Origin of the sequence: Azonexus sp. IMCC34842, from assembly GCF_050368855.1 — a bacterium.
Lineage (GTDB): Bacteria > Pseudomonadota > Gammaproteobacteria > Burkholderiales > Rhodocyclaceae > Azonexus > Azonexus denitrificans_A.
This window is the reverse complement of sequence record NZ_CP178449.1, coordinates 1,107,440-1,131,601: the sequence shown is the minus strand read 5'-3', so window position 1 is coordinate 1,131,601 and position 24,162 is coordinate 1,107,440. Positions and strand designations below refer to the sequence as shown.

The window sequence follows — 24,162 nt, the reverse complement described above, 5'->3', positions numbered from 1 at the left end:
CACCGACGGCGGCTGAACCGGCCATAATCACCATTCCCGGTTGCAAGGCCGGCCTTCAATGGCGGAGACAGGCATGAGCACAGCAGATATTGGCATCATCGGCCTTGGCGTGATGGGCGTAAATCTCGCGCTCAATCTCAGCGACAAGGGCTTCCGGCTCAGCGTTTACAACCGCACGACGGCCGTCACCAGCGAATTCGTCGCCGCTCACGGCGCCGGACGGGCGATCGCGGCGGCCGACAGCCCGCAACAACTGGTCAGCCAGCTGGCCAGGCCGCGCATCATCCTGCTGATGGTCACCGCCGGGCGGGCGGTCGAGGCGGTGATCGGGCAACTGCAGCCGCTGCTCGAACCGGGCGACATCGTGATCGACGGCGGCAACTCCAATTACCGCGACAGCCAGCGCCGGTGCCGCGAGCTGGCCGGCAAAGGCATTCATTTCGTCGGCATGGGCGTTTCCGGCGGCGAGGCCGGCGCCCGCCATGGTCCGTCGCTGATGCCGGGCGGCGCGGCGGCAGCCTGGCCGACCATCCGCCCGATGTTCCAGGCGATTGCCGCGGCGGTCGATGGCGTGCCTTGCTGCCAGTGGCTGGGCGACGGCGGGGCAGGCCATTACGTCAAGATGGTCCATAACGGCATCGAATACGGCGACATGCAGCTGATCGCCGAGGTCTGCCACCTGATGCAACACGCCCTCGGCATGAGCCATGCGGCGATGGCCGACACCTTTGCCGAGTGGAACGCCGGCCGCCTCGAGTCCTACCTGATCGAAATCACCAGCCACATCCTGCGCCAGCGCGATCGCGACGGCAGCCCGCTGGTCGACCATATCCTCGACCGGGCCGGGCAGAAAGGCACCGGCGTCTGGACAGCGCAGGACGCCCTCGACCACGCCGTACCGCTGACCCTGATCGGCGAGGCCGTGCATGCCCGGATGCTGTCGGCCCGCAAGGCCGAACGGGTCGCCGCCGCGGCCCTGCTCGGCAGCCCCCCGGCGAGGCTCCCGGAAGCGGTTCGCACCGCCAGCCTGGCGGCGCTACACGACGCGCTGTATGCGGCCAAGCTGGTTTCCTACACCCAGGGCTTCATGCTGCTCCAGGCCGCCGCCGAAGCCGAGGACTGGGTGCTGCCCTACGGCGACATCGCGCAACTCTGGCGCGCCGGCTGCATCATCCGCAGCCGCTTTCTCGACGACATCAAGACCAGTTTCGCGCGCCAGCCGGTGCCGCCCAGCCTGCTGCAGGACCCGTTTTTCGTCGCTGAGATCAAGGCCGTCGAACCCGGCTGGCGGCAGGCCGTGATGCTCGCCGTCGGCAGCGGCGTCGCCGCCCCGGCGCTGGCCTCGGCCCTCGCCTTCTACGATGGTTATCGCTGCGCCAACGGCTCGGCCAACATCCTGCAGGCGCAGCGCGACTTCTTTGGCGCCCACTCCTACCAGCGCACCGACCGTGACGGTTCGGAAAACTTCCATACCCGCTGGCAGGGCGACGGCGTCGAGGAGAAGCTGCCATGAGCTGCACCACCGAGTCGCATGCCTACGTGATTTTCGGGGCGACCGGCAATCTGGCGACGGTCAAATTGCTGCCGGCGCTCTACCAGCTGCACTGCCTCGGCTATCTGGCGCCCGACGTCAAGATCCTCGGCTGTGGCCGGACGCCGCATGACCGCGCCGGCTGGCGCGACGCCGTGCGGCAGTTGCTGGCGACAACCGCCAGCGTTGCGCCAAACTGTCTGGACGAGTTCATCGAGCGCCTCGACTACCTGCCCGGCAGCCTGCAGGATGCCGCCTTCTACCAGACGCTGGCCGGCTGGGTGGGGAGCGGCGAATGCGCCCGCAACGTCATCTTCTACCTCTCGGTCAGTCCCGAACTGTATGCTCCGGTGACCGTCGGGCTGGCCGCCGCCGGCCTGCTCGTCGAAGATAACGGCTGGCGCCGGATGGTCGTCGAAAAGCCCTTCGGCCACGACCTGCAATCGGCCCGCGACCTGCAGCACGAACTGAATACGCATCTCGGCGAGGAGCAGATTTACCGGATCGATCATTACGTCGGCAAGGAGTCGGTGCAGAACCTGCTGGTGCTGCGCTTCGCCAACATGATCCTGGAGCCGCTGTGGAACCGCCATTACATCGACCATGTGCAGATCACCCACGCCGAAACCGTCGGCGTCGACGGGCGCGCCAGCTATTACGACCGGCACGGCGGGGCGACGCGCGACATGATCCAGAGCCACCTGCTGCAGGTGCTCGCCCTGCTGGCGATGGAACCGCCGGTATCACTCGAAGCCGAGTCGCTGCGCGATGAAAAGGTCAAGGTGCTGCGCTCGATCCGCCCGGTGGATGTGACGCAACTGGCCAGCCACGCGGTGCGCGCCCAGTACGCCGGCTACCACCAGGAAGCCGGCATCACCCCGGGCAGCCATACCGAAACCTACGCGGCGCTCAAGCTCTATATCGACAACTGGCGCTGGCGCGACGTGCCCTTCTACCTGCGCACCGGCAAGTGCCTGAAGGAGCGCCGGTCGATGGTCGCCGTCCGTTTCCGCGAACCGCCGATGCAGCTCTTTCAAGGCACCGGTGCGGCCAGCGTCCATCCCAACTGGTTGCTGATCGGCATCCAGCCGGACGACGTCGTGCAGATTGAAATTTCCGCCAAAGTGCCGGGCACCGAAACGCGCACCCGCCAGATCGTCATGGACGCCACCGTCGGCAATCCCGGCGAGCGCAAGGCCGATGCCTACGAGGATTTGCTGCTCGATGTCATCGAAGGCAACCGCTCGCTGTTCCTGCGCTACGACGAAGTCAAGGCGGCCTGGAATGTCGTCGATCCGGTGATGCGCGCCTGGGCCGACGACGAGCAGCCGCCGCTGCAATACCCGGTGGGCAGCTGGGGGCCGAAGGCGGCCGGGCAGATCTTCGGCCGGGCCGATCAGGAATGGCGGCAGAGCCTCGGCTGCAACGGCAAGGCCGACGGCGAAGCGTGATGCTACCGGTCGATACCCGCATCCTCGCCGATCCCGAAGCGCTGGCGACAACGGCCTGCCGACTGATCGGCGACGCGGCGCAGGAGGCCATCCGGCAGCGCGGCGTCTTTCGCCTGGTGCTGGCCGGCGGCAACACGCCGAACCGGACCTATCAACGGCTGGCAACGACCCGGCAGCAGTGGGCCGCCTGGGAAATTTACTGGGGCGACGAACGCTGCCTGCCGGCCGACCATCCGCAGAGAAACTCCGACCAGGCCCAACGCGCCTGGCTGGCCGAAGTGCCGATTCCGCCCGGGCAGATTCACCCGATTCCGGCCGAACGCGGCGGCGCCGCGGCGGCGGCGATCTATGCCCGGCTGATCGGCGACCGCCAGCCGCTCGATCTGGTACTGCTCGGGATGGGCGAGGACGGGCATACCGCCGGCCTGTTTCCCGGCGCCGCAGACGACAGCGCCGCGGTGATTGCGGTGCACGATGCGCCGAAACCGCCGGCCGAGCGCGTCAGCCTCAATTTTCACACCCTGGGGGCCGGCCGCCAGCAGCTGGTACTGGTCAGCGGCGCCGAAAAAGCAGCGGCCGTGGCCGCCTGGCAGCAAGGCGAACAACTGCCCATCGCCCGCGCGACAAGCAGCCATGCCTGTTTGTTGCTCGATGCCCCGGCCAGCCACTCGGCCGGCCTTGCGACATCGCTGATCTGAAAAACGCGGCCGCCCGGACTCAGGTTGCGGCGACCGTGTCCTTTGATTCGCCGACCGCCGCCCCGATGATCTCGCGGGCAATCGCCGTCTCTTGCTCGCTCCGGGTCTGCACGACCAATACCACCTGACCGCTGGCGATGGCGTCGCGAACCAGGTCGGAAAGCCAGCCATCCTTGTGTTCGATACCGGTTTGGGCCCCGGCGGCGGCGCCGACGAAAGCCCCCAGACTGGCTCCCCAGCCGAGCATGACGAGCGGTGCGATCAACGGGCTGGCGATAAAGAGGCTGACGTTGGCCGCGACCAATGCCAGTTGCGCCAGGGCACCGACCCCCGTGCCGACGGCTGTGCCGATGGCGCCATCGACCAGGACATTGGTCAGTACCTCATTGCTCTCGCCTTTCGGCTTGGTGACTTCCGGCCCGGAGTCGGCGTCGAAAAGCTGCAACTGCTGGCGTGGCAAACCGCGCGCGACGATGCTGGCCAGCGCGCCTTCCGCTTCGGCCCGGTGGGCAAAAAAACCCGATACGTGGTGGCGATATTCATCCATGTTCATTCTCCTTGGGATGATCCGTCCGCGACGGATGAAACCTCAGGCTAGTCACCCGATCACCAGCGGTCTGTGCGTCACCGCACCCAACCGGAGGCGCCATGCCGGGAGCGCCGTGCATCTCGCACGGCCGGCGAAAAAATATTCACAATGAATAAACTTTTTTAACGATGCACTGTCCAACGTTTTGAATCCGGTGGGTTTCCGTCTCCACCATTAATACATCGAACTATGTTTGATGCCGCACATACCGGGCCGGTCGTTGCGCGCCATGCTATATGCATGGCCGAGATCGGATAGCACGCCGATCAGGCAGAAACCATTTACCGCAAGGGAAATAGATGCCGGATGAACTGACGCCAAACCCACAGCAAAACCGCATCCTGGCGGCCCTGACGCCGAACGACTATGCCCGGCTGCAGGACGACCTCGAACTCGTTTCACTGAAACTCGGCCAGACGCTCTTCGCCTCCGGCGACAGCACCGGGCATGTGTATTTTCCAACCAGCGCCATCGTTTCCCTGATGCTGACCACCAGCAAGGGCGCCTCGTCCGAACTGGCGGTCACCGGCAACGACGGTTTCGTTGGCACCCCGCTGGTCCTCGGCGGTTACAGCACGACGCACAGCGCGATATGCCGATGTTCGGGCAGCGCTTACCGTCTGAAAATCGAGGTGATGCGCTGGGAGCTCGACCAGGGCGGCGACCTGCAGCACCTCGCCTTGCGCTATACCCAGGCGCTGATGACCCAGATGGCACAGAGCGTCGTCTGCAATCGCCACCATACCGTGGTCCAGCGCCTGTGCCGCTGGCTGTTGCTGTGTCTCGACCGCATGCCGGGCAATCAGTTGAATATGACACAGGAACTGATCGCCGGCATGCTCGGCGTGCGCCGCGAAGCGGTAACCGATGCCGCCGGAAAATTGCAGAGCGCCGGGGCGATCCAGTACTGCCGGGGCCTGATCGAGATCATCGACCGCGCAGGCCTGGAGGCACTGGCCTGCGAATGCTACGCCGCGGTCAAGTCGGAATACGACCGTCTTTTTCAGTTGCCGACTACCCAGCAGCATTTCACCAGCCGCCTCAGGTCGAATCCGGAAACCTTGCGCAAGCGGGCCGAGGCACGTTTGCTGCAGGCTTTGCCGGAAGACTCGAAAACAGCCTGGGACAACGCGCAACTGGTGCATGAACTGCGCGTCAACCAGATCGAACTGGAGATGCACAACGAAGAACTCCGCCACGCCTATGACGAGGCCGACGCCTTGCTTGAGCGCTATGCCGACATCTACGATTTCGCCCCGCTCAGCTATTTCACGCTCAACCGGGACGGCATCATTGCCGACCTCAATCTCGCCGGCTCCATCCTTCTCGGGGTCAAGGGATCGCAAAAAGGGCGCTATCGCTTCGACACCCATGTCACCCCTGCCGACTTGCCGGCTTTCAATCTTTTTTTCGAACGCGTCTTCGCGGCCAAAGACAAAACGGTCGGCGAATTTGTGCTCTCGGCCAACATTTACCGGCCCGAGGCGAGCGTCAAGATCGAAGCCGTGCCCGATGAAAACGGCGAGGAATGCCGCATGGTGGTCATTGACATCTCGGCCGCCAAGCACGCGGAAAAGGCCTTGCGCGTACGCGAACAGTATCTGCGCGCCGTCGTCGACAATTTCCCCTTCATGGTCTGGCTGAAGGATCCGGGCGGTCGGTTTCTTGCGGTCAACAGCGCACTGGCAAGCAGTTTCGGCTGGCCCTCGGCGAATACCCTGATCGGCAAAACGGATTTCGATATCGCCAGCCAGGAACTCGCCGAGCGCTCTCTGGCCGGCGATCTTGCCGTTCTCCAGTCGGGCGAGCGGAAGACGCTGATCGACCTGATCGAAATGGACGGCGAGCAACGCTGGTTCGAGGTCTACAAGTCACCGGTCAGCCTGGAGGGAGAAGCGATCGGCACGGTCGGCTTCGCGCGAGACATCACCGAACGCTACAAGACCCAGCAGGCGTTGAAAAATTCGGAGAAGCAATACCGCCGCCTGATCGAGAAAATGCCGCTGAGCATTGCCATTCTGCAGGACGGCATCCTGAAATACATCAACCCCAAAGGCATCGAATTGCTCGGCTACCCGGCCGACGAGTGCCAGGGAAAATCTTTCCTGCCGCTGGTTTACGAGGCCGATCGCGAATGGGCCGGCACGGCGCACCAGACGCATTCGCTGGGCGGCCAGACCGCGCCCGGCTCCGAAATCCGGCTGCTCGGCAAGACGGGACAGGTGATCGACTGCCTGATGCACGTCAATAGCGTCGAATGGGAAGGACGCATCGCGGCCCTGGCGATCTTCGAGGATGTCACCGCCAAAAAGCAGATCGAGGCCGAGTTGCGCCGCATGGCGAGCATCGATCCGCTGACCGAGCTGGCCACCCGGCCACATTTCCTTATCCATATGGAGCAGGCGCAGTCGCGACTGATGCGCGGGATCGACCGCGAGGCGGCAGCGCTGCTGCTCGAGCTCGATGATTTCCAGACGATCCACGACGCCCTCGGCCATCTCGCCGGCGATGCGACGCTGCGCCTGTTCTCGGCGCTGTTGCGCGACGAATTGCGCCGGGTCGATTTTGCCGCCCGCGTCGACCACGAAAGATTCGCCGTCCTGCTTCCGGAATCCGATGCTGCGGCGGCCCGGGTATTTGCCGAGCGTCTGCGCGAGAAAGTCGCCGGCATGGCGATCATCATCGACGACCGGCAGGTATCGATCACCGTCAGTATCGGCATCGCGGCGCTGGATATCGCCGATCAATCGCCGGACGACGCCTTCCTGCGGGCCGAAAAGGCGCTGACCAGGGCCCGGCGCGCCGGTGGCGACCGGACGGCGCTGGCGCGCCGAGCCGGCCAGCGGGCGAACTGATCGGCGAGATAAGACCGTCGAGGCGAGGGTTGAACGCTTCGAGCAACAGGCGTTGTCCAGTTCTGGATGGCCAAGTAGCCCCAGCACAGTCTCCAACGACTCGCCCTCAGCCATAAAGCTTGGATGCAAACGTGCGGCGACCGCTATGGCCTGTCGCCATGCATTGCGGGCTGCTGACTAATCGCTGACGGAATTCACATCCTCGAAGTCATGTAGGCGCTTGACGATCTCTGGGATGTCTTTGTATTTGGCGAGCAGAGCTCGATACTGTTTCTTGGCTCGCGTGCAATACATGTTTGCCTTGCGCTCAATATCCCGCTGCTGAGCCTTCGGAAGCGAACTATCCCACTCGCCCGCGAGGTGCAAACAGGTGTCGGCAACATCAATGAAGCGTTCCACATCGGGCGGGCTGCTGCTATCGGCGCGCGATGACAGGGAAATGACTAGACAAAAAAGAAAAACCGCTACTTGGAGATTCATCGCCCGTCCGTCGACCAGTGGGGTTTATCAGCATCGCCCTTCCAAAACTTGATTACGCCGTAGCCCGCGCCAACAGTATGCAAGTCTTCATTCATGCCGCCGCGTGGCTCGGTTTTTATTGTTACCTCATTCCCGTCTGCCCCTGCAATCACCAAATCCTTCTTCCAGCTAATCGTCATGTCTATGGCCTTTCGTTCAGTGTGCCTGCTGCTCAGCGCAGGTGCGACCTTTAGGCCGCTCATGCCGTATTCTGCCACCATCGCTTTAGCTGCTACTTTCGAGGCTTCTGCGCTGCCATGATCCCAGTTGATATTCACCCCGGCTTTGGCCGGAACATTGGCAGCCTCCGTCTTACCATTGGCAATCATCCAGCTCCAGTGCATCAGATAGGCCCGCTCTGGCGGTCGATAGGTTGCAGCGATACTGACACTCGCCCCAGCTTGCTTTAACGCACTGATAAATGACTTAGTGCCAGTTTTGAAATCACCATCCAGATCGTCAGTTGAGCTACTGCCAGCAAAACGGGCGCACCAATCCGCGCCGCTTAATTCCCGCTCGGGAATTCGTGCAACCGCAGGGACCGTGTCGTTGGTTGGTGTCAGGGTTGCCCTAATCTCGAGCTGGGCATCTGTTGCTGGTATATCAGCAACAGCAGGAGTCGATTCCGCAGTATCCATTGGCGTTTGTCTCGTTGTCATGATGAGGGGCGATTAGGGTCGCTTGCGCTGGATAATCGGCACTGACCTTCTGGGTCAGACCGTTCTTGTCGGTCTTTCCGGTAAATTCTCGGCCATTATCCAGCGTGATTTTGTATGGCGTATTCGCCATGGGCTTGCCAGTTTTGTCGCCTTGAACAAGGAATTGCAAGTCGTAAGCATGATCTACTTCGTTGTCGGTCTCGACTGTCTCGGCAAACGAAGCAGCTGCAGATACTGCTGCCGACGCCGAAGAAGCGCCCTGCCCGCTGCCGTCCCCTTCGTCGACGTAAGTCAGCATCTGGCTTGAAATCAGGGTCGCCCCACAGGCTGTCATGTCTCCATGTCGAGCGATCGGACTGCCATCGACGATGTCGGTCACGTCTCCCGTAACGATAGTGGTGACGCTGCCATGCCCCTTCCTTGGACAAGTCACCCTATCCCCGATGCGAGCAATCGCTTTCCCGTCAACGTCGGAAAATGGAGATCCCGATATGACCACGCCGCCATGCGATGTTCGGTCACCCACAACGATTACAGGTCTTGACATCAGAACCTCCTCAATTAATTGGCAATTTCATCATTCAGCTGACCGTCGTTCGGTTGCTTCAGAACGTAATTGCGATCAAGAACGCCCTTGATCGGCTCTTCCTCGGCGTACCTGCAGTTGCGTCCAGTCGTTGCGCCACAGCATGGCTTTGATCCTCTCGATCAAGACTGCACGGACTTGTACGTTGACAGCCTCCTGCGGCTTGTTCTCGTCAGTGAAGGCCTGTAATTTAAATGTCATTTGGATATTTTTCCAGTGCCGGCATTACTGCGAAAGCATAGATCGATACGTGGGGCCGAAAAAGCGCAGACCAGAGCCCGGCGGACCGGTGGCGACCGGACGGCGCTGGCGCGCCGAGCCGGCCAACTGGCGAGCTGATCGGCCGACGGGCCGCACGACTGCGCAACCCTTACTTTGTGCGCTATCAGACAGAGCGAAATCGCGAAAGGAGAGAGCATGACGACAGGCATTCGTCCCCCCTGAAACGAATGCTCCTTACTTCGCCCGGCACGGCCAGCCCGTTCCGGGCTTTTTTTCGCTCGGTACCGCACCTCGGCCGCACGAAAAATAGCAGCACGGAACCCGACCGATCGATCGCCGGATCGCGGCAGATGCCGCCCTGCCGGGTTGGCATTATCAGCCTGCTACAATCCCCTGCATCTCAACACCGAAGTCGCATACCTGTCCGGTAACGGGCGACTTCTCGCATGGATCTAGCGCTGATTTTTCTCCTCATTCTGGTTAACGGCATATTTGCCATGTCCGAGATCGCCGTCGTTTCGTCCCGCAAGTCCAGACTGCAGAATCTGGCAGATGACGGCAGCCTGGGTGCCCAGGCGGCACTCACCCTGCATCAGGAACCCGCCAGTTTCTTTTCGACCATCCAGGTCGGCATCACCTCGGTCGGCATCCTCAGCGGCGCCATCGGCGAAGCCGCGGTAGCCGATCCCCTGACCGCATGGTTGGCCGGTCTGCCGATTCTCGCGCCCTACGCCAGAACCATCGCCTTGACGATCACCGTGGTCGGCCTGACCTACGTTTCCGTGGTGGTCGGCGAACTGGTGCCGAAACGCCTGGCCATGCTCGCCCCGGAAGGCATCGCCTCGCTGATCGCCCGACCGATGATCATGCTGGCCCGGCTTACTCATCCGCTGGTGGTGATCCTCTCCGGTTCCTGTACCGCCATCCTGCGCATCCTCGGCACCCGCCCGAAGGAAGAACAGCCGGTCACCAACGACGAAATCAACGTGCTGATGGAACAGGGCGCCGAGGCCGGGGTCTTTCACGAGAGCGAGCAGGAACTGGTTTCCAACGTGCTGCGCCTCGACGAACAGCGGATCGCCGCGATCATGACGCCGCGTCGCGAAATGTTCGTGATCGACCTCGACGAAGACGAGGAAACCGTCCGCCAACGCATCGTCGGCTCCACATACTCCCGGCTGGTGGTCTGCCGCGACGGCCTGGACAACATCCTCGGCATCCTGCAAACCGGCAATCTGCTGAAGAAAGCGCTACCCGGCCACTGCATCACGACGGGCGACATCGAATCGGTCCTGCATCCGCCGCTTTACGTGCCGGAAACGGTCACCACCACACAACTGCTGGAAAACTTCCGCGGCGCCCGCCTGCAGTTCGCCTTGATCGTCGATGAGTACGGCGACGTACAAGGCCTGGTCACGCTGACCGACGTTCTCGCGTCGATCGTCGGCGAGCTGTCGGTCCCCGAAGCGCCGGAGGATCGCGACATGGTGCAGCGCGAGGATGGTTCCTGGCTAGTCGATGGCGACGTCGGCGTCGAGCGCCTGAAATCCGTCCTCGACATCGACGACGATCTGCCGGGCGAAGACGAGCGCGGCTTTCACACGCTGGGCGGCTTCATCATGCACACCCTGGGCCGCATTCCATCGCCAGCCGACCACTTCAGCGCCGAGGGCTGGCGCTTCGAGGTGATGGACATGGATGGCAACCGGGTCGACAAGGTGCTGGTCTCGGCGCTGCCCGACTCGCCACCGACCTGATCGGCCGGCCGGGCGAACGGCCTCAAACGTCGAACGGGTCTTTGCCCAGTGCGTTGATCACGTGATCGACAAAACAGGTGATACGCGAAGCGAGCGCCGTATTGCGATAGTAAACGGCGTTGATCGGCTGGCGCACGTCAAGGGACTGCCCGGCCAACAGGGGCAGCAATTGCCCGTCTTTTTGATCCTGACGGGTCATGAAGTCCGACAGGCAGACGATGCCGAGGCCGGCCAGGGCGATCTGCCGGAGCGTCTCGCCGCTCGATGAGGCAATCGTCGGCTTGATGCGCACGGTAGTGCCGTCATCGTTGCGCAGCGGCCAGTCGTTCAGCGAATCGGGCTGGTTGAAGCCGAGCAGCACATGCCCGGCCAGTTCGGCCGGCGTCGTCGGGGCGCCGTGCCGTTGCAGGTAAGCCGGGCTGGCGAGCAGGCGCAGACGGCTGCTGCCGACCGGGCGGGCGTGCAGTGTCGAATCCTTCAGCGCGCCGATGCGGAATGCGACGTCGGTGCGCTTTTCGAGCAAGTCGGTAATCCCCTCGTTGGAGTTCAACTCCAGCTCGACTTCCGGGTAACGGGCGTAAAACCCGGCCAGCAGCGGAACGATCACATGCAGCATGAACGGCGTGGCGGCATCGACCCGCAGGCGCCCGATCGGGTGCATCCGGCGCGCTGCCAACTGTTCCTCGGCGGCGTCCACGGAGGCGAGAATGGCCCGGGCATTTTCCAGGAATACCGCCCCTTCCTCGGTCAGCTCCAGGCGCCGCGTCGTGCGCCGGAGCAGCGTGGTCTGCAGCTTCTCTTCCAGGCGGCCCAGCGTACGGCTGGTCGCCGAGACGGTCAGCCCAACCTGCTCAGAACCGGCGGTGATCGATCCCTGGTCAACGACGGCGACAAAGGCCTGCATTTCATCGAGGGTGGTTTTCATATTTGATTTTTAATCAATAATATTTTGTTTATACGCGGCTTTATCGACAAAAGTAAAGCCGGCACACTGCGCTTCATTCCTTAGCACCTGGAGCGCCACCATGCCCCCCGCACTACTTGCCTTGACTCTGGCCGCCTTCGCCATCGGCACCACCGAGTTCGTCATCGTCGGCTTGATCCCGAGCATCGCCGCCGACCTCGGCATCACCCTGCCCTCGGCCGGTCTGCTGGTCAGCCTTTATGCGCTGAGCGTCGCCGTGAGCGCGCCGCTGCTCACCGCGCTGACCGGCAAGGTGCCGCGCAAACCGTTGCTGCTCGGCCTGATGGCGCTGTTCACCGTGGGCAACCTGATCGCCTGGCAGGCGCCCGGCTACGGCACCTTGATCACGGCGCGCGTGCTGACCGGGCTGGCGCACGGCGTCTTTTTCTCGGTCGGCTCGATCATCGCGACCGGCCTGGTGCCGCGGGAAAAAGCGGCGAGCGCCATCGCCACGATGTTCAGCGGCATGACCGTGGCCTTCGTCACCAGCATTCCGCTCGGCACCTTCATCGGCCAGCGCTTCGGCTGGCCGGCCACCTTCCTCGCCGTATCGGCCTTCGGGCTGCTGGCCTTGCTTGGCGCCTGGGCCTTCGTCCCGAAGTCGATCGCCCATACGCCGCCGGCCCCGCTGCCACGTCAAATGCGCGTGCTGCTGCAACCGCGCCTGCTGCTGGTCTTTGCGATGACTGCGGTGGGCTACGGCGGTTCGCTGATCGCCTTCACTTTCCTGGCGCCCATCCTGCAGGATATCGCCGGCTTCACGCCGGAGATGGTCGGCGTGGTGCTGCTGGCCTATGGCGTTTCGGTCGCCGTCGGCAACGTCTGGGGCGGCCGCCTGGCCGACCGCCAGGGCGCGGTCAGCGCCCTGAAGACCATCTTCCTGCTGCTCGCCGCCGTGTTGCTGGTGCTGACCTTCACCGCAGCGCACAAATGGCTGGTCGTGCTGACCGTGTTAGCCTGGGGTGCGGTGGCCTTTGGCAACGTGCCGGCCCTCCAGGCGTACGTCGTGCAGCAAGCCGAAAAGGTCGCGCCGGACGCCGTCGATGTCGCCGCGGGGTTCAACATCGCCGCCTTCAACATCGGCGTGGCGGGCGGTTCCTGGGCCGGTTCGCTGGTCGTCGGTCAGCTTGGCCTGGCGCACACGCCGTGGATCGCCGCGCTGGTGACGCTCGGCGCTTTCGGCCTGACGGTGCTGAGCGGCCGCCTGGACGACCGCCGCGCACCCGTGCTGCGGCCGGCCGAAGCCTGATCGCGCGATTTCTCTTCCTTACTTTTACAGGAGTCATCCCATGAACATTCCTTCCTTCGGCGTCGGCACCTTCCGCCTGACCGGCCAGACCGTCATCGACTCGGTACGCAACGCCCTCGATCTCGGCTATCGCGCCGTCGATACCGCCCAGATCTACGGCAACGAGGCCGAGGTCGGCCAGGCCATTGCCGAGAGCGGCGTGGCGCGCGATCAACTGTTCATCACCACCAAGATCTGGCGGGACAACTACGCCAAAGACAAGCTGCTGCCGAGCCTGCGCGACAGCCTGCACAAGCTGCGTACCGACTACGTCGATCTGACCCTGATCCACTGGCCGGCGCCGGGCGGCCCGGTCGGACTGCCCGAGTACATGGCCGCGCTGGCCGAAGCCAAGGCGCTCGGCCTGACCCGCCAGATCGGCATTTCCAACTTCAATATCGAACTGACCCGGCAGGCCATGGCGGTGGTCGGCAAGGATGCCATCGCCACCAACCAGATCGAACTCAGCCCTTACCTGCAAAACCGCAAGCTGGCTGCCTTTCTCAAAGAACAGGGCATTGCCGTTACCTCGTACATGACCCTGGCTTATGGCAAGGTGCTCGAGGATCCGGTGCTCCACGACATTGCGGCCAAGCACCAGGCCACCCCGGCGCAGGTTGCGCTGGCCTGGGCACTGCAACTCGGCTACGCGGTGATCCCGTCGTCAACCAAGCGTGAACACCTGGCCAGCAACCTGCTCGCCCGCGATCTGCAGCTCGACGACGGCGATATGGCGAAGATTGCCAGCCTGGAGCGCAACGGCCGCGAAATCGACCCCAAGGGCCTGGCCCCCGCGTGGGACTGAGCAAACCATGGCCTGAATTCGCTCAACACCTGTTACCCCTTTTTATTCCACCGGCGCCGCAGCGCCAGTTTCGGAGATCCGCCATGTCTGACGACCCGCTATTTCAACCCCTGACGCTCGGCCATCTGTCCCTGCCCAATCGTATCGTGATGCCGCCGATGACGCGCTCGCGCGCCGCCCAGCCGGGCGACGTGCCGACGGCGCTGATGGCCGAGTATTACGCGCAGCGCGCCAGCGCCGGCCTGATCGTCAGCGAGGGCACCTGGATTTCGCCGCTTGGCAAGGGCTACGCCTGGACGCCGGGCATCCACACGCCGGACCAGATCGCCGGCTGGCGCCAGGTGACCGACGCGGTGCACGCCGCCGGCGGACGGATTTTTGCCCAGCTCTGGCACGTCGGCCGGCTCAGCCACAGCAGCCTGCTCGACGGCCAATCGCCGGTCTCTTCGTCGGCGATCCAGGCGGCCGGCGTCAACGTCTTCATCGCCGAAGCGGATGGCCAGCCGGCCTTCGTCCAGGCTTCCCAGCCGCGGGCGCTGTCAGTCGCCGAAATCCAGGAGATCGTCGGCCAATTTCGTCAGGCGGCGCGCCTGGCGCTCGAAGCCGGCTTCGACGGCGTCGAACTGCACGCGGCGAACGGCTACCTGGTCAACCAGTTCATCGACTCCAATGCCAACGCGCGGACCGACGAATACGGCGGTTCGCTGGAAAACCGCCTGCGCTTTCTCGGCGAAGTGGCCGGCGCCCTGGTTGAAGGCACCGGCGACAAGAGCCGCGTCGGGATTCGTCTTGCCCCATTGACCACCCTCAACGGCTGTGTCGATGCCGACCCGGAAACCACCTACCTGGGCGCCGCACGACTGCTCGGCGAAATCGGCGTGGCCTACATCCACATCGCCGAAGCCGACTGGGACGACGCGCCGTACATGCCCGTCGAATTCAAGCGGCAACTGCGCGCCGCCTTCCCCGGGACGTTGATCTACGCCGGCAAATACACCGCCGAACGGGCCCGCGCCGCGCTAAGCGAAGGCTGGGCCGACCTGATCGCCTTTGGCCGCCCCTTCGTCGCCAACCCCGACCTGACCGAACGCCTGCGCCACGGTGCGCCACTCGCCGCGCCGGACCGCGAAACCTTGTTTGGCGGCGGGGCGCACGGACTCACCGACTACCCGACGCTGGCCACCGCCTGAGCAAGGTGGTCAGACCGGAGGAGAAGCAATCGACAAAGATGCAAACCACGCATCGGTCGAACGAGGCCGCGGCCAGGACAACGGCCTTGGCCTCGTCGTAACCGAATACTCAGCGCGCCGGTTCGGGCGGTGCCGGCGGGACAACGATAACGGTGCCGCCGCCGGTCTTTCCCGTATCGCCGGTCGCGCCGGTTGCACCGGTTCCGCCCGTTGATCCGGTGGAGCCAGTCGAGCCAGTCGAGCCGGTATCGCCGGCCGCCCCGGTGGAGCCGGTCGATCCGGTCGATCCTGTGGCACCGGTCGGGCCAGCCGGGCCAGGCACCGGAACGGTGATGACGGCCGGAGTCGGGGAAACCGGCGCCGGTTTCTCACAGGCACTCAAGGCCAGGGCGGCGATTACCGCTGAAAAAACGATTGAATAGTTCATTTGAATTCCTTCTGGTTATTTAACGGAAAGCCCCTGCTCTTGCCTGTCGACCACGGGGAACCAGCGACTGAAAGTACGCCGACCGTCCAATGACTTCTGTTCGTTGCCGCACAGAGTGCGAGGAAAGGACCGGCGCGCTGCACGGCGGCCCGGCGGGAAATCCGCAAAAAACACTCTATGTTCGCCGGCGCACAGAATCCCCTGGCGGAGGGTGGTAAACCACCATTACGACCAATGGACAGGCAACTGCCCCCGGTTCGTGCAGGAACCATTTTTCAACGCAATAGAAGAGGACAGATCATGAACAACAAACTCACCACCAGTTTTCTCGTCGCCGGCCTGTTGCTGCTGCCCGTTGTCGGTCATACCGCCGATACCGGCAAGGCGGCGACGGAATATGTCAAGGATTCGGTCATCACCACCAAGGTCAAGGCTGAACTGGCCGCCGAGAAGATGTCCAGCCTGGTCAAGATCAATGTCGATACCGACAAGAATGGCGTCGTCACGCTGAGCGGCAGCGCTGCGAGCAAGACGGCGGTAGACAGGGCCGTGACGATCACCAAGGGGGTGGCGGGCGTCACTGCCGTGAAGAACGACATCAAGGTCGTCGCCGACAAGTAAGCAAGCGCTGCGGCCCGGCGTTCGTCCGGGCCACGGCGGCACAGCGCGCCGGCGCACCGCACGGGGCGTTGTGGTGCCTCGCCCGGGCCGGACCATTTATCGACAAGCAGTTTGGGCGACCCATGACTCTCATTTCGGCAGCACCGGCGGCAATCGCCCGGACGACAGCGCAGCAACTCGTCCTCTCGGGCTGCTGGACGGCGCGCGGCCTGGGCGGGATCGACGGGCAACTGGCGACGCTGTCGGCACCGTCCGGCGCGACCCTGCTCATCGACGCATCGGGCATTGTGGCGCTCGATACGGCGGGCGCTTGGGTCGTGCAAAAACTGCTGCGCCGGCTGCGCGACGCGTCGGCTGTCGTCGAACTACGTGAATTGCCGCCGGAATTTGCCAAACTGCTGGCGGTCGTTGGCCAGCAAGTCGACCAGCAAGACACCGACGCCAAGCCGGCTGCCGAGCCGCCGGCCAGCCGGCTTGAGAGCCTCGGCCGCAACACGGCCGCCGGCCTTGAACAGGGCCTCGCGCTGCTCAGCTTTATCGGCGAATGCACGCTCGCCTTCGCCGGCTGGCTGGCCCAGCCGCGCCGTATCCGCTGGCGCCCCATCCTCTACAACATCCGCAGCGCCGGCTTCGACGCCCTGCCGATCGTCGGCCTGCTTTCCTTCCTGCTCGGCATCGTCGTCGCCTACCAAGGCGCCGACCAGCTCAGGCAGTACGGCGCCAACATCTTCGTCGCCGATCTGGTCGGCCTGTCGATGTTGCGCGAGTTCGCCCCATTGATCACCGCGATCATCGTCGCCGGCCGTTCCGGTTCGGCCTACGCGGCGCAGATCGGGACCATGGCGGTGACCGAGGAAATCGACGCGATGCGCACCATCGGCATCGCGCCGCTCGAATTGCTGGTCCTCCCGAAAATCATCGCGCTGCTCATCGCGCTCCCCCTGCTGACAGTGTTCGCCGACCTGCTCGGCGTCTTCGGCGGCATGATCATGGCGCGCGCCCAGCTGGCGGTCAGCTACGGCGAATTTCTCGACCGCTTCGTCAAGAGCGTCAGCGTCACCGCCTATCTGATCGGCATCGGCAAGGCCCCGGTCTTTGCCGCGATCATCGTCAGCATCGGCTGCTTCCAGGGTTTCCGCACGCATGGCGGGGCCGATAGCGTCGGGCGGCAGACGACGCGCAGCGTCGTTCAGTCGATCTTCCTGGTCATCGTCGCCGACGCCCTGTTCTCGGTCGCCTTCAGCGCGCTGGATCTATGAGATGAGCGACCAGATTCCCAACGCGACGGCGGTCATCGAGATCAAGCAGCTGATCACCCGCTTTGGCACGCATGTCGTCCATTCCGGTCTCGATCTGAGCGTCCGCCAGGCCGAGATATTCGCGCTGGTCGGCGGCTCGGGTTCCGGGAAATCGACGCTGCTGCGCGAAATCATCCTGCTCCAGCAGCCCGAATCGGGCTCGATCCGGGTCCTCGGCGTCGATCTCGAAAACATCACCGATGCCGCGGCCCTTGATCTGCGCCGGCGCTGGGGCGTGATGTTCCAGAGCGGCGGCCTGTTCGGCTCGCTGACCGTCAGGGAAAACGTCGGCCTGCCGCTGCGCGAACATACCGGGCTGGCCGACCGGCTGATCGACGAAATCGCCGACTGGAAGCTGGCGATGACCGGCCTGCAGCCGGCAGTAGGCGCCCAATACCCGGCCGAATTGAGCGGCGGCATGATGAAACGCGCCTCGCTCGCCCGCGCCCTGGTCCTCGACCCGGAACTGCTCTTTCTCGACGAGCCGACGGCCGGCCTCGACCCCGAAAGCGCCGGCGAGATCGACCAGCTGATCTGCAGGCTGCGCGACCTGTTCGGCCTGAGCATCGTGATGATCACCCACGACCTCGACCTGCTCTGGCAGGTCGCCGACCGCGTCGCGGTACTGGCCGACGGCAAGGTGCAAGGCGTCGGCTCGATGGCCGAACTGGCGCAGCTCGACCACCCGGCGATCGGCAAATTCTTCGCCGGTCAGCGCGGACTGGCCGCTCGTCAGCGTAGCACCGGGCAAACCGATCAACCAACCGGAATCAAATGATGGAAACAAAAGTCAATTACGCGGCAGTCGGCGCCTTCGTCCTGGTCCTGGTCGCCGTGCTGATTGGCGCGACGCTCTGGCTGGCCTCGGGCGGCGCCTTCCAGAAGAAATACGATCTCTATCTGGCCATCGAAGAGGAATCGGTCGCCGGCCTGAACCTCAATGCGCCGGTCAAATACAACGGGGTCGACGTCGGCAAGGTGCGGCAGATCGAGCTCGACCCGGGCAACCCGCAACGGGTCAATCTGCTGTTCGCCATCGAGCGCGGCACGCCGATCAAGGAAGACACGGTGGCCGTGCTGAAAACCCAGGGCCTGACCGGCATCGCCTACGTCGAACTGAGCGGCGGCGCCGATCAGGTGCCGCTGCTGCAAGCGACGGCGGGCAACGAGTACCCGCAGATCCGGACCAAGCCGTCGCTCGGCACCCGCCTGGAAAATGTGCTGACCAACGTGCTGGCCAAGCTCGACAACACCTCGACCAACCTCAACGCCATGCTCAGCGCCGAAAACCAGGCGTCCTTCAAAAGCACCCTGGCCGATATCGCCAGCGTCGCCCACACTCTCGCGGCACGCAAGGAGAGCATCGATAGCGGCCTGGTCGACGCCGCCCGCACCTTCGAAAACGCGGCGCGGGCAACGGCCAGGCTGGAGCCGGCGATCGAGCGCCTCGGCCGGGGCGCCGACGCCGTCGAGAAAATGGGCAACGAAGTCGCCCGGACGAGCGCCAGCGCCGGCAAGACCATCAATTCGGTGGGCAGCGATGTCAATCGCTTCACGGCGGAAACGATGCCGCAACTGGAACGGCTGCTCAACGAATTGAGTGTCTTGACGACCTCGCTGCGCCGCCTCAGCGAACAGACCGAACGCAATCCATCCGGCCTGCTGTTCGGCCGCCAGCCGGTGCCGAACGGGCCGGGAGAAGCATCACGAAGAGGCCGCCAGCCATGACCCGCCTATCCTATTTACGCCTCGGCCGAGGCGCTGCCGCCGGCCTGTTGCTGACCATGCTCGGGGCCTGCGGCATTCTTGACACCGCCGGCGACGCGCAACCGTCCTTCTACACGCTGGACGGTGCGCCACGCGCCAGCCAAGCCGCCCCGCCGCGCCCGACGGCGGCCCCGACCCTGATCGTCAATCCGCCGCATGCCGCGGCGGGTTTTGACAGCCACCGCATCATCTATGTCCGCGAGCCGCATCAGCTGGAATACTTCGCCAACAGCGAATGGGCCGATACCCCGGCCCGGATGATCGCCCCGCTGATCGTTGCCGCCCTCGAACAGAGCGGCGCCTTCCGCGCCGTCGTCCCGACGCCCAGCACCGCTTCCGGCGACCTCCGCCTCGATGTCGAAATCGTCCGCCTGCAGCAGGAGTTCAACGACTCGCCGAGTCGGGTCCGCTTCACGCTGCGGGCCTACCTGGTCGATACCGGAAGCCGGCAGGTTCTTGCCTGGCGCGAATTCGACCAGTCCATAGCCGCCGCGCAAGACAATCCCTACGGCGGCGTGATGGCGGCGAACGGCGCGGTGCAGAAGGTACTCGACCAACTGGCCGCCTTTTCTGCCGAAGCAGCGCAAAACTGGCTGGCAACGGCGAAAAGCGGGCAAAAAACTGACGTACGACCCGTAACAGCAAATTAATGCTGTCCTTCCATGGCGATTACGCGTACTTTCACCCGGTAATTTTCAGCCGATAAATCCCATGGTCAAGACACCCAAAGCCAGTCCCGCCCAACAACCGCCAGCGCCATCGCCCAAAGCGCAGCCGCCGGTTGACGACACTCCCCCGCTGGATTTCCCGATTGTCGGGATTGGCTGTTCGGCCGGCGGCCTTGAAGCGCTCGAGAGGTTCCTGACCAATGTGCCGGCTGGCTGCGGTTTCGCATTCGTTATCGTCCAGCATCTCGATCCAACTCATCTCAGCGCCTTGCCCGATCTGTTGCAACGCTTCACCTCGATGCCCGTCACCGAGATCGAGGATGGCCTGCGCCTGCAGCCCGACAGCGTCTATGTCATCCCGCCGAACAAGGACCTGTCGCTGCTGCACGGCAAACTTCACCTGCTCGAGCCGGTGGCGACGCGCGGCCTGCGGCTGCCGATCGATTTCTTCCTGCGCACGCTGGCCGAGGATCTCAAGGAGAAAGCCATCGGCGTCATCCTTTCCGGGATGGGTTCCGATGGGGTCTTCGGCCTGCGCGCCATCAAGGAAAAAACCGGCCTGACACTGGCCCAGGACCCGGCCAGCGCCAAGGCCGACAGCATGCCGCACTCGGCCATCCAGGCCGGCGTGGTCGACATCGTCGCCCCGCCGGAAGCATTGCCCGGAAGGATTGCCGACTATCTCCGGCATCCGGCCCATGCCCAGCTGTTCGAGATCAATCCCCGAGTGGCTATTCTGACGGCGCTCGACAAGATCGTCATCCTGCTGCGTGACCGCTGCGGCAACGATTTCTCGCTGTACAAGACGAATACCCTGAACCGCCGCATCGAACGGCGGATGGCGGTCAACCAGATTGCCGGCATCGACGATTACGTGCGTTACCTGCGGGACAACGAGCACGAGCTGGACATCCTGTTCAAGGAACTGCTGATCGGCGTGACCAACTTCTTTCGCGATGCCGAAGCCTGGGAATACCTGCGCCACGAAGCGATCCCCGCCCTGCTCGCCCAGCACCCGGACGGCAAGTCGCTGCGGGCCTGGGTGGCCGCCTGCTCGACCGGAGAAGAAGCCTATTCACTGGCCATCGTCTTCAAGGAGGCGATCGCGGAAGCCCGGCCGGAACGCCGCTTCACGCTGCAGATCTACGCCACCGATCTCGATACGGACGCCATCGAGCAGGCGCGCAAGGGTTTCTACCCGGACAACATCGCGGCCGACGTCTCGGCCGAACGGCTGGCCCGCCACTTCACCCATGAAGAGAGCGGAGGCTATCGGATCAACAAGGATATTCGCGAAATGGTGGTGTTCGCACCGCAGAACATCATCTCCGACCCGCCCTTCACCAAGCTCGACATCCTCACCTGCCGCAATCTGCTGATCTACTTCGGCGCGCAGTTGCAGAGAAAGCTGCTCCCGCTCTTTTATTACGCCATTAACCCGGGCGGCATGCTGTTTCTCGGCAGCGCCGAGAGCATCGGCAATGCGGCCGGGCTGTTCGCACCGCTGACCAAGAAGGGGCGGCTGTTCCGCCGGTTGAACCAGCCATTGCCGTTAACCGCCCTGGAGTTTCCCCGCAAACTGCCGAGTGAAACGTCGGAGACCGGCCGGCCGGCGCAAACCGAGCGCCCCGACAACCTCGGCCAACTGACCGATCAACTGATCCAGCAGACCTGGGCGCCGGCGGCCGTGGTGGTGAACGGCGATGGCGACATCCTTTACTTCAGCGGCCGTACCGGCAAGTACCTGGAACCGGCGGCCGGCAAGACCAATATCAACATTCATGCGATGGCCCGCGAGGGCTTGCGCGAGGCGCTGACCGGGGTCATCCGCAATGCCCTGAACAATCCGCTACCGATCCTCATCAATGGCCTGCGGGTCGGCACCAACGGCGGCACGCAAATCGTCGATCTGGTCGTCCAGGCGCTCGACAAGCCGGAGCCGCTGCGCGGGCGGGTGATCATCGTCTTCAAGGACGTGCGCAAGCCACCGTCCCGCCGCAAGTCGGGCAAGCATGCCGAGGATGAGCCGAACAGCACGCTGCTGCAGGAATTACGGCAAGCCCGGGAGGCGCTGCAGGTAACGCATGAAGAAATGCAGACCAGCGTCGAGGAACTGAAGTCGAGCAACGAGGAATTGCAGTCGACCAACGAAGAGCTGCAATCGACCAACGAAGAACTGACGACATCGAAGGAAGAACTGCAGTCGCTCAATGAAGAACTGCAGACGGTGAATGCCGAACTGCAATCGAAACTCGACGACCTGACCTGGGTCCGCAACGACATGACGAACCTGCTCAACAGCACGGAAATCGCGACGATCTTCCTCGATAGCGCGATGAACCTGCGACGTTTCACGACGCATGCCACCAAGCTTTTCAAGCTGATTTCAGGCGATGTCGGGCGGCCGCTCTCGCACATCGTCACCGATCTCGACTATCCGAAATTGAAGGACGATGCACTCGAAGTGCTGAACACGCTGATTTTTCACGAAACGGTGACGGCCACCCATGACGGCCGTTGGTATCGCGTGCGGATCATGCCCTATCGCACCCAGGACAATGTGATCGACGGCGTGGTGATCACCTTCATCGACATCACCGAAATCAAGCTGCTCGAAGCCAAACTGCGCACGCAAGGGGCGTAGCCCGCCGACCACCGGTCACCGCCCGCCAGCAGCGGGCCGATGACCGACCAGGGCTAATACTGAAAAATCACTCGCCCTTGCCGACGAAGTTCACCCGGACCGGACGACCGGCCGGGCCGGCCTGGATTTGCCTGTTTTGCCAGGCTCCGTCGATTTTTACCGAAACCTTGTAGGTCCCCGCCGGCAGCTTGATGTAGAGCAGCGGCCCTTCGCTGACCCCGGCCACGACTTCCTGGCCATTGCGCCCGGTGACGGTGAACGGAATGTCGGCCAGGTAGCTGCCCTGGCGGTCGCTGAACACAATCAGGACATTGTAGGAGGCCGCTGCTTTGCGCATTTCGTCACGCGCATCGTCGCCGATGCCGCCGCTCAGCCAGGGAATCGTGGCTTGCGGCGCGCTGCTGGCATTGTGTTTGGCGTTGTCATCGATTTCGACGGCGAGCAGCGGCGTGCACAGCAAGGCCGCAACGAGGGCGACGAGCGGACGCGAAATGGACCGACGAATGGCTTGATGCTGCTGAACTGCGAATAAGGGATTGCCCATGATCTGCTCCAGAAATAAACCGTGTGCTTGCACGAAAACATCCTTGCCAGCACCGACTCGGCGATCTGCCGAACCCCATGGTCGTCGGTTGATTGTCGTATCCTGCGCCGGAGTCGTATGTACGCTGGCACACACAGACTAGACGCGAATTTCCGGTCTGGCTAGCACGAATATGGGGCCGTCTCGAAGTGCACCAGCTCCGCCCCCTTGGCCGCCGCGGGCGCACCCAGACTGAGCAGGCCCCGCCCGGAGAGCAGCAGTTCACCGCGCCGGACAAAAACCTCGGCCTGCCCCTCGAGGGTCACGAAGCTGCCGTTGGTGCTCCGGTCGACCCAGACGAAACGCTCGAGGCGCCGCTCGATCCGGCCGTGCTCCCGCGAACAGCGGAGATCGCGGACGATCAGATCGCAATCCGCCTGACGGCCGATGCGGGCAAACGGCTGATTTTCGTCCAGCCACGTTTCGATGCCCCGGTAACGGACGCAGAGGCGCCCCACCCCAGCGCCGGGATCGGCCAGCGCCAGCCTCAGTGTCTGTTGATCGGGCTGCTGCCATGCCACCTGAAAGACACCGAGACGCCGCTTGCCGCAATTGAGCTGCAGGTCGGGCACGCTGCTCGCCGCCAGCTGCAACAGGGGAAAGGCGGTCGCCCGTTGCGGCATGCTGAGCAGGATATGCCCCGGCGCGGCGACCGCGGATAGCCGGGCCGCCGGATTCACCCCGTCGCCGGGAAAATAACGCAGCTCCCTCGCCCGATGGCCGGTACACAGGCCGACGCTGACCGCCAGCGGAAAACCGGCCGGTGGCGGCAGGTCGGCAATCCGGCGCTGCATCTCGATGGCCGAGTGCAGCGCATCCTGGCCATCGGCGAAGAAGGCCATCAGCCGGTTGCCGCTCTGATGCACCAGGCGCCCGCCATGGGTTTCGACCGAGCGCCGGATGCGTTTCTCGCAACGCGCCACGGCGTAGCGCGCTTCCGCCTGGTCGAGCGATTGCACCAGACTGGCATCAGCCGCGACATCGGCACATAGCACGGACAAGGCGCCGTCATTCGTCATCATGCCTGGCCCTCCGGCAAC

The 24,162-nt window shown here is 63.8% G+C and carries 23 protein-coding genes; 14 read left to right on the top strand and 9 right to left on the bottom strand.

Features of this window, described 5'->3' with window-relative positions:
• The first annotated feature begins 73 nt into the window (after window positions 1-73).
• The 3 genes from gnd to pgl are packed head-to-tail and all read left to right on the top strand — an operon-like array spanning window position 74 to window position 3,680.
• Window positions 74-1,513, top strand: a complete 1,440-nt coding sequence (gnd, locus tag ACLIKD_RS05315; protein WP_428827464.1) for a decarboxylating NADP(+)-dependent phosphogluconate dehydrogenase — start codon at window positions 74-76, stop codon at window positions 1,511-1,513.
• The gene (gene zwf, locus ACLIKD_RS05310) at window positions 1,510-2,982 is read left to right on the top strand and encodes a glucose-6-phosphate dehydrogenase (RefSeq protein WP_428827463.1); all 1,473 of its coding nucleotides are present in this window, start codon (window positions 1,510-1,512) and stop codon (window positions 2,980-2,982) included. The genes gnd and zwf overlap by 4 nt, the downstream gene beginning before the upstream one ends.
• The gene (gene pgl / locus ACLIKD_RS05305; RefSeq protein ID WP_428827462.1) at window positions 2,982-3,680 is read left to right on the top strand and encodes a 6-phosphogluconolactonase; all 699 of its coding nucleotides are present in this window, start codon (window positions 2,982-2,984) and stop codon (window positions 3,678-3,680) included. The genes zwf and pgl overlap by 1 nt, the downstream gene beginning before the upstream one ends.
• A 19-nt stretch (window positions 3,681-3,699) precedes the next feature.
• On the opposite strand, the gene ACLIKD_RS05300 is transcribed toward pgl, so the two are convergent.
• Complete coding sequence (locus tag ACLIKD_RS05300; RefSeq protein ID WP_428827461.1) at window positions 3,700-4,227, bottom strand: hypothetical protein; 528 nt, start codon at window positions 4,225-4,227, stop codon at window positions 3,700-3,702.
• Between the two features lie 341 nt (window positions 4,228-4,568).
• On the opposite strand from ACLIKD_RS05300, the gene ACLIKD_RS05295 reads away from it, so the two are divergent.
• Window positions 4,569-7,124 carry a PAS domain S-box protein gene (locus tag ACLIKD_RS05295; RefSeq protein WP_428827460.1) on the top strand — a complete coding sequence of 852 codons (2,556 nt, stop codon included), beginning with the start codon at window positions 4,569-4,571 and terminating at the stop codon, window positions 7,122-7,124.
• 177 nt (window positions 7,125-7,301) lie between these two features.
• Here ACLIKD_RS05295 and ACLIKD_RS05290 read toward each other — a convergent pair whose 3' ends face one another.
• The 4 genes from ACLIKD_RS05290 to ACLIKD_RS05275 form a co-directional block, all read right to left on the bottom strand.
• Window positions 7,302-7,604, bottom strand: coding sequence for a hypothetical protein (locus ACLIKD_RS05290; RefSeq protein WP_428827459.1), 303 nt, complete (start codon window positions 7,602-7,604; stop codon window positions 7,302-7,304).
• Complete coding sequence (locus ACLIKD_RS05285; protein ID WP_428827458.1) at window positions 7,601-8,281, bottom strand: hypothetical protein; 681 nt, start codon at window positions 8,279-8,281, stop codon at window positions 7,601-7,603. The genes ACLIKD_RS05290 and ACLIKD_RS05285 overlap by 4 nt, the downstream gene beginning before the upstream one ends.
• Window positions 8,247-8,849 carry a PAAR domain-containing protein gene (locus ACLIKD_RS05280; protein WP_428827457.1) on the bottom strand — a complete coding sequence of 201 codons (603 nt, stop codon included), beginning with the start codon at window positions 8,847-8,849 and terminating at the stop codon, window positions 8,247-8,249. Before ACLIKD_RS05280 ends, ACLIKD_RS05285 begins: the two co-directional genes overlap by 35 nt.
• 75 nt (window positions 8,850-8,924) lie before the next feature.
• On the bottom strand, window positions 8,925-9,089 hold the full coding sequence (locus tag ACLIKD_RS05275) for a hypothetical protein (protein WP_428827456.1): 165 nt from the start codon (window positions 9,087-9,089) through the stop codon (window positions 8,925-8,927).
• Window positions 9,090-9,607: 518 nt separating this feature from the next.
• Between ACLIKD_RS05275 and ACLIKD_RS05270 the strand changes: the two genes are divergently transcribed.
• Entirely contained in the window at window positions 9,608-10,867 is a 1,260-nt protein-coding gene (locus tag ACLIKD_RS05270; protein ID WP_428827455.1) for a hemolysin family protein, read from the top strand.
• A 22-nt stretch (window positions 10,868-10,889) separates the two neighbouring features.
• On the opposite strand, the gene ACLIKD_RS05265 is transcribed toward ACLIKD_RS05270, so the two are convergent.
• Window positions 10,890-11,792 (bottom strand): LysR substrate-binding domain-containing protein, encoded by a 903-nt coding sequence (locus tag ACLIKD_RS05265; RefSeq protein ID WP_428827454.1) that lies wholly within the window; start codon window positions 11,790-11,792, stop codon window positions 10,890-10,892.
• Between the two features lie 100 nt (window positions 11,793-11,892).
• Here ACLIKD_RS05265 and ACLIKD_RS05260 point away from each other — a divergent pair, with 100 nt between their 5' ends.
• From ACLIKD_RS05260 to ACLIKD_RS05250, 3 genes are all read left to right on the top strand, one after another.
• Window positions 11,893-13,080 (top strand): MFS transporter, encoded by a 1,188-nt coding sequence (locus ACLIKD_RS05260; RefSeq protein WP_428827453.1) that lies wholly within the window; start codon window positions 11,893-11,895, stop codon window positions 13,078-13,080.
• A 40-nt stretch (window positions 13,081-13,120) separates the two neighbouring features.
• The gene (gene dkgB, locus ACLIKD_RS05255) at window positions 13,121-13,924 is read left to right on the top strand and encodes a 2,5-didehydrogluconate reductase DkgB (protein ID WP_428827452.1); all 804 of its coding nucleotides are present in this window, start codon (window positions 13,121-13,123) and stop codon (window positions 13,922-13,924) included.
• Window positions 13,925-14,007: 83 nt separating this feature from the next.
• Entirely contained in the window at window positions 14,008-15,114 is a 1,107-nt protein-coding gene (locus ACLIKD_RS05250) for an alkene reductase (protein WP_428827451.1), read from the top strand.
• Between the two features lie 109 nt (window positions 15,115-15,223).
• Here ACLIKD_RS05250 and ACLIKD_RS05245 read toward each other — a convergent pair whose 3' ends face one another.
• Window positions 15,224-15,541, bottom strand: a complete 318-nt coding sequence (locus tag ACLIKD_RS05245; RefSeq protein WP_428827450.1) for a hypothetical protein — start codon at window positions 15,539-15,541, stop codon at window positions 15,224-15,226.
• A gap of 300 nt (window positions 15,542-15,841) precedes the next feature.
• Here ACLIKD_RS05245 and ACLIKD_RS05240 point away from each other — a divergent pair, with 300 nt between their 5' ends.
• The 6 genes from ACLIKD_RS05240 (at window position 15,842) to ACLIKD_RS05215 (ending at window position 22,539) form a co-directional block, all read left to right on the top strand.
• On the top strand, window positions 15,842-16,162 hold the full coding sequence (locus ACLIKD_RS05240) for a BON domain-containing protein (RefSeq protein ID WP_428827449.1): 321 nt from the start codon (window positions 15,842-15,844) through the stop codon (window positions 16,160-16,162).
• Window positions 16,163-16,284: 122 nt separating this feature from the next.
• On the top strand, window positions 16,285-17,421 hold the full coding sequence (locus ACLIKD_RS05235) for an ABC transporter permease (protein WP_428827448.1): 1,137 nt from the start codon (window positions 16,285-16,287) through the stop codon (window positions 17,419-17,421).
• 1 nt (window position 17,422) lies between these two features.
• A complete protein-coding gene (locus ACLIKD_RS05230) occupies window positions 17,423-18,238 on the top strand; it encodes an ABC transporter ATP-binding protein (protein ID WP_428827447.1) in 816 nt (271 codons plus the stop codon).
• Window positions 18,235-19,188: an MlaD family protein gene (locus ACLIKD_RS05225; protein WP_428827446.1), complete on the top strand. Its 954-nt coding sequence runs from the start codon at window positions 18,235-18,237 to the stop codon at window positions 19,186-19,188. The genes ACLIKD_RS05230 and ACLIKD_RS05225 overlap by 4 nt, the downstream gene beginning before the upstream one ends.
• Window positions 19,185-19,877, top strand: coding sequence for an ABC-type transport auxiliary lipoprotein family protein (locus ACLIKD_RS05220; protein ID WP_428827445.1), 693 nt, complete (start codon window positions 19,185-19,187; stop codon window positions 19,875-19,877). The genes ACLIKD_RS05225 and ACLIKD_RS05220 overlap by 4 nt, the downstream gene beginning before the upstream one ends.
• A 61-nt stretch (window positions 19,878-19,938) precedes the next feature.
• Complete coding sequence (locus tag ACLIKD_RS05215; RefSeq protein WP_428827444.1) at window positions 19,939-22,539, top strand: chemotaxis protein CheB; 2,601 nt, start codon at window positions 19,939-19,941, stop codon at window positions 22,537-22,539.
• Window positions 22,540-22,606: 67 nt separating this feature from the next.
• Here ACLIKD_RS05215 and ACLIKD_RS05210 read toward each other — a convergent pair whose 3' ends face one another.
• Both ACLIKD_RS05210 and ACLIKD_RS05205 read right to left on the bottom strand, forming a co-directional pair.
• Window positions 22,607-23,083 carry a hypothetical protein gene (locus tag ACLIKD_RS05210; RefSeq protein ID WP_428827443.1) on the bottom strand — a complete coding sequence of 159 codons (477 nt, stop codon included), beginning with the start codon at window positions 23,081-23,083 and terminating at the stop codon, window positions 22,607-22,609.
• A 161-nt stretch (window positions 23,084-23,244) separates the two neighbouring features.
• Entirely contained in the window at window positions 23,245-24,144 is a 900-nt protein-coding gene (locus ACLIKD_RS05205; protein WP_428827442.1) for an FHA domain-containing protein, read from the bottom strand.
• Window positions 24,145-24,162 lie beyond the last annotated feature (18 nt).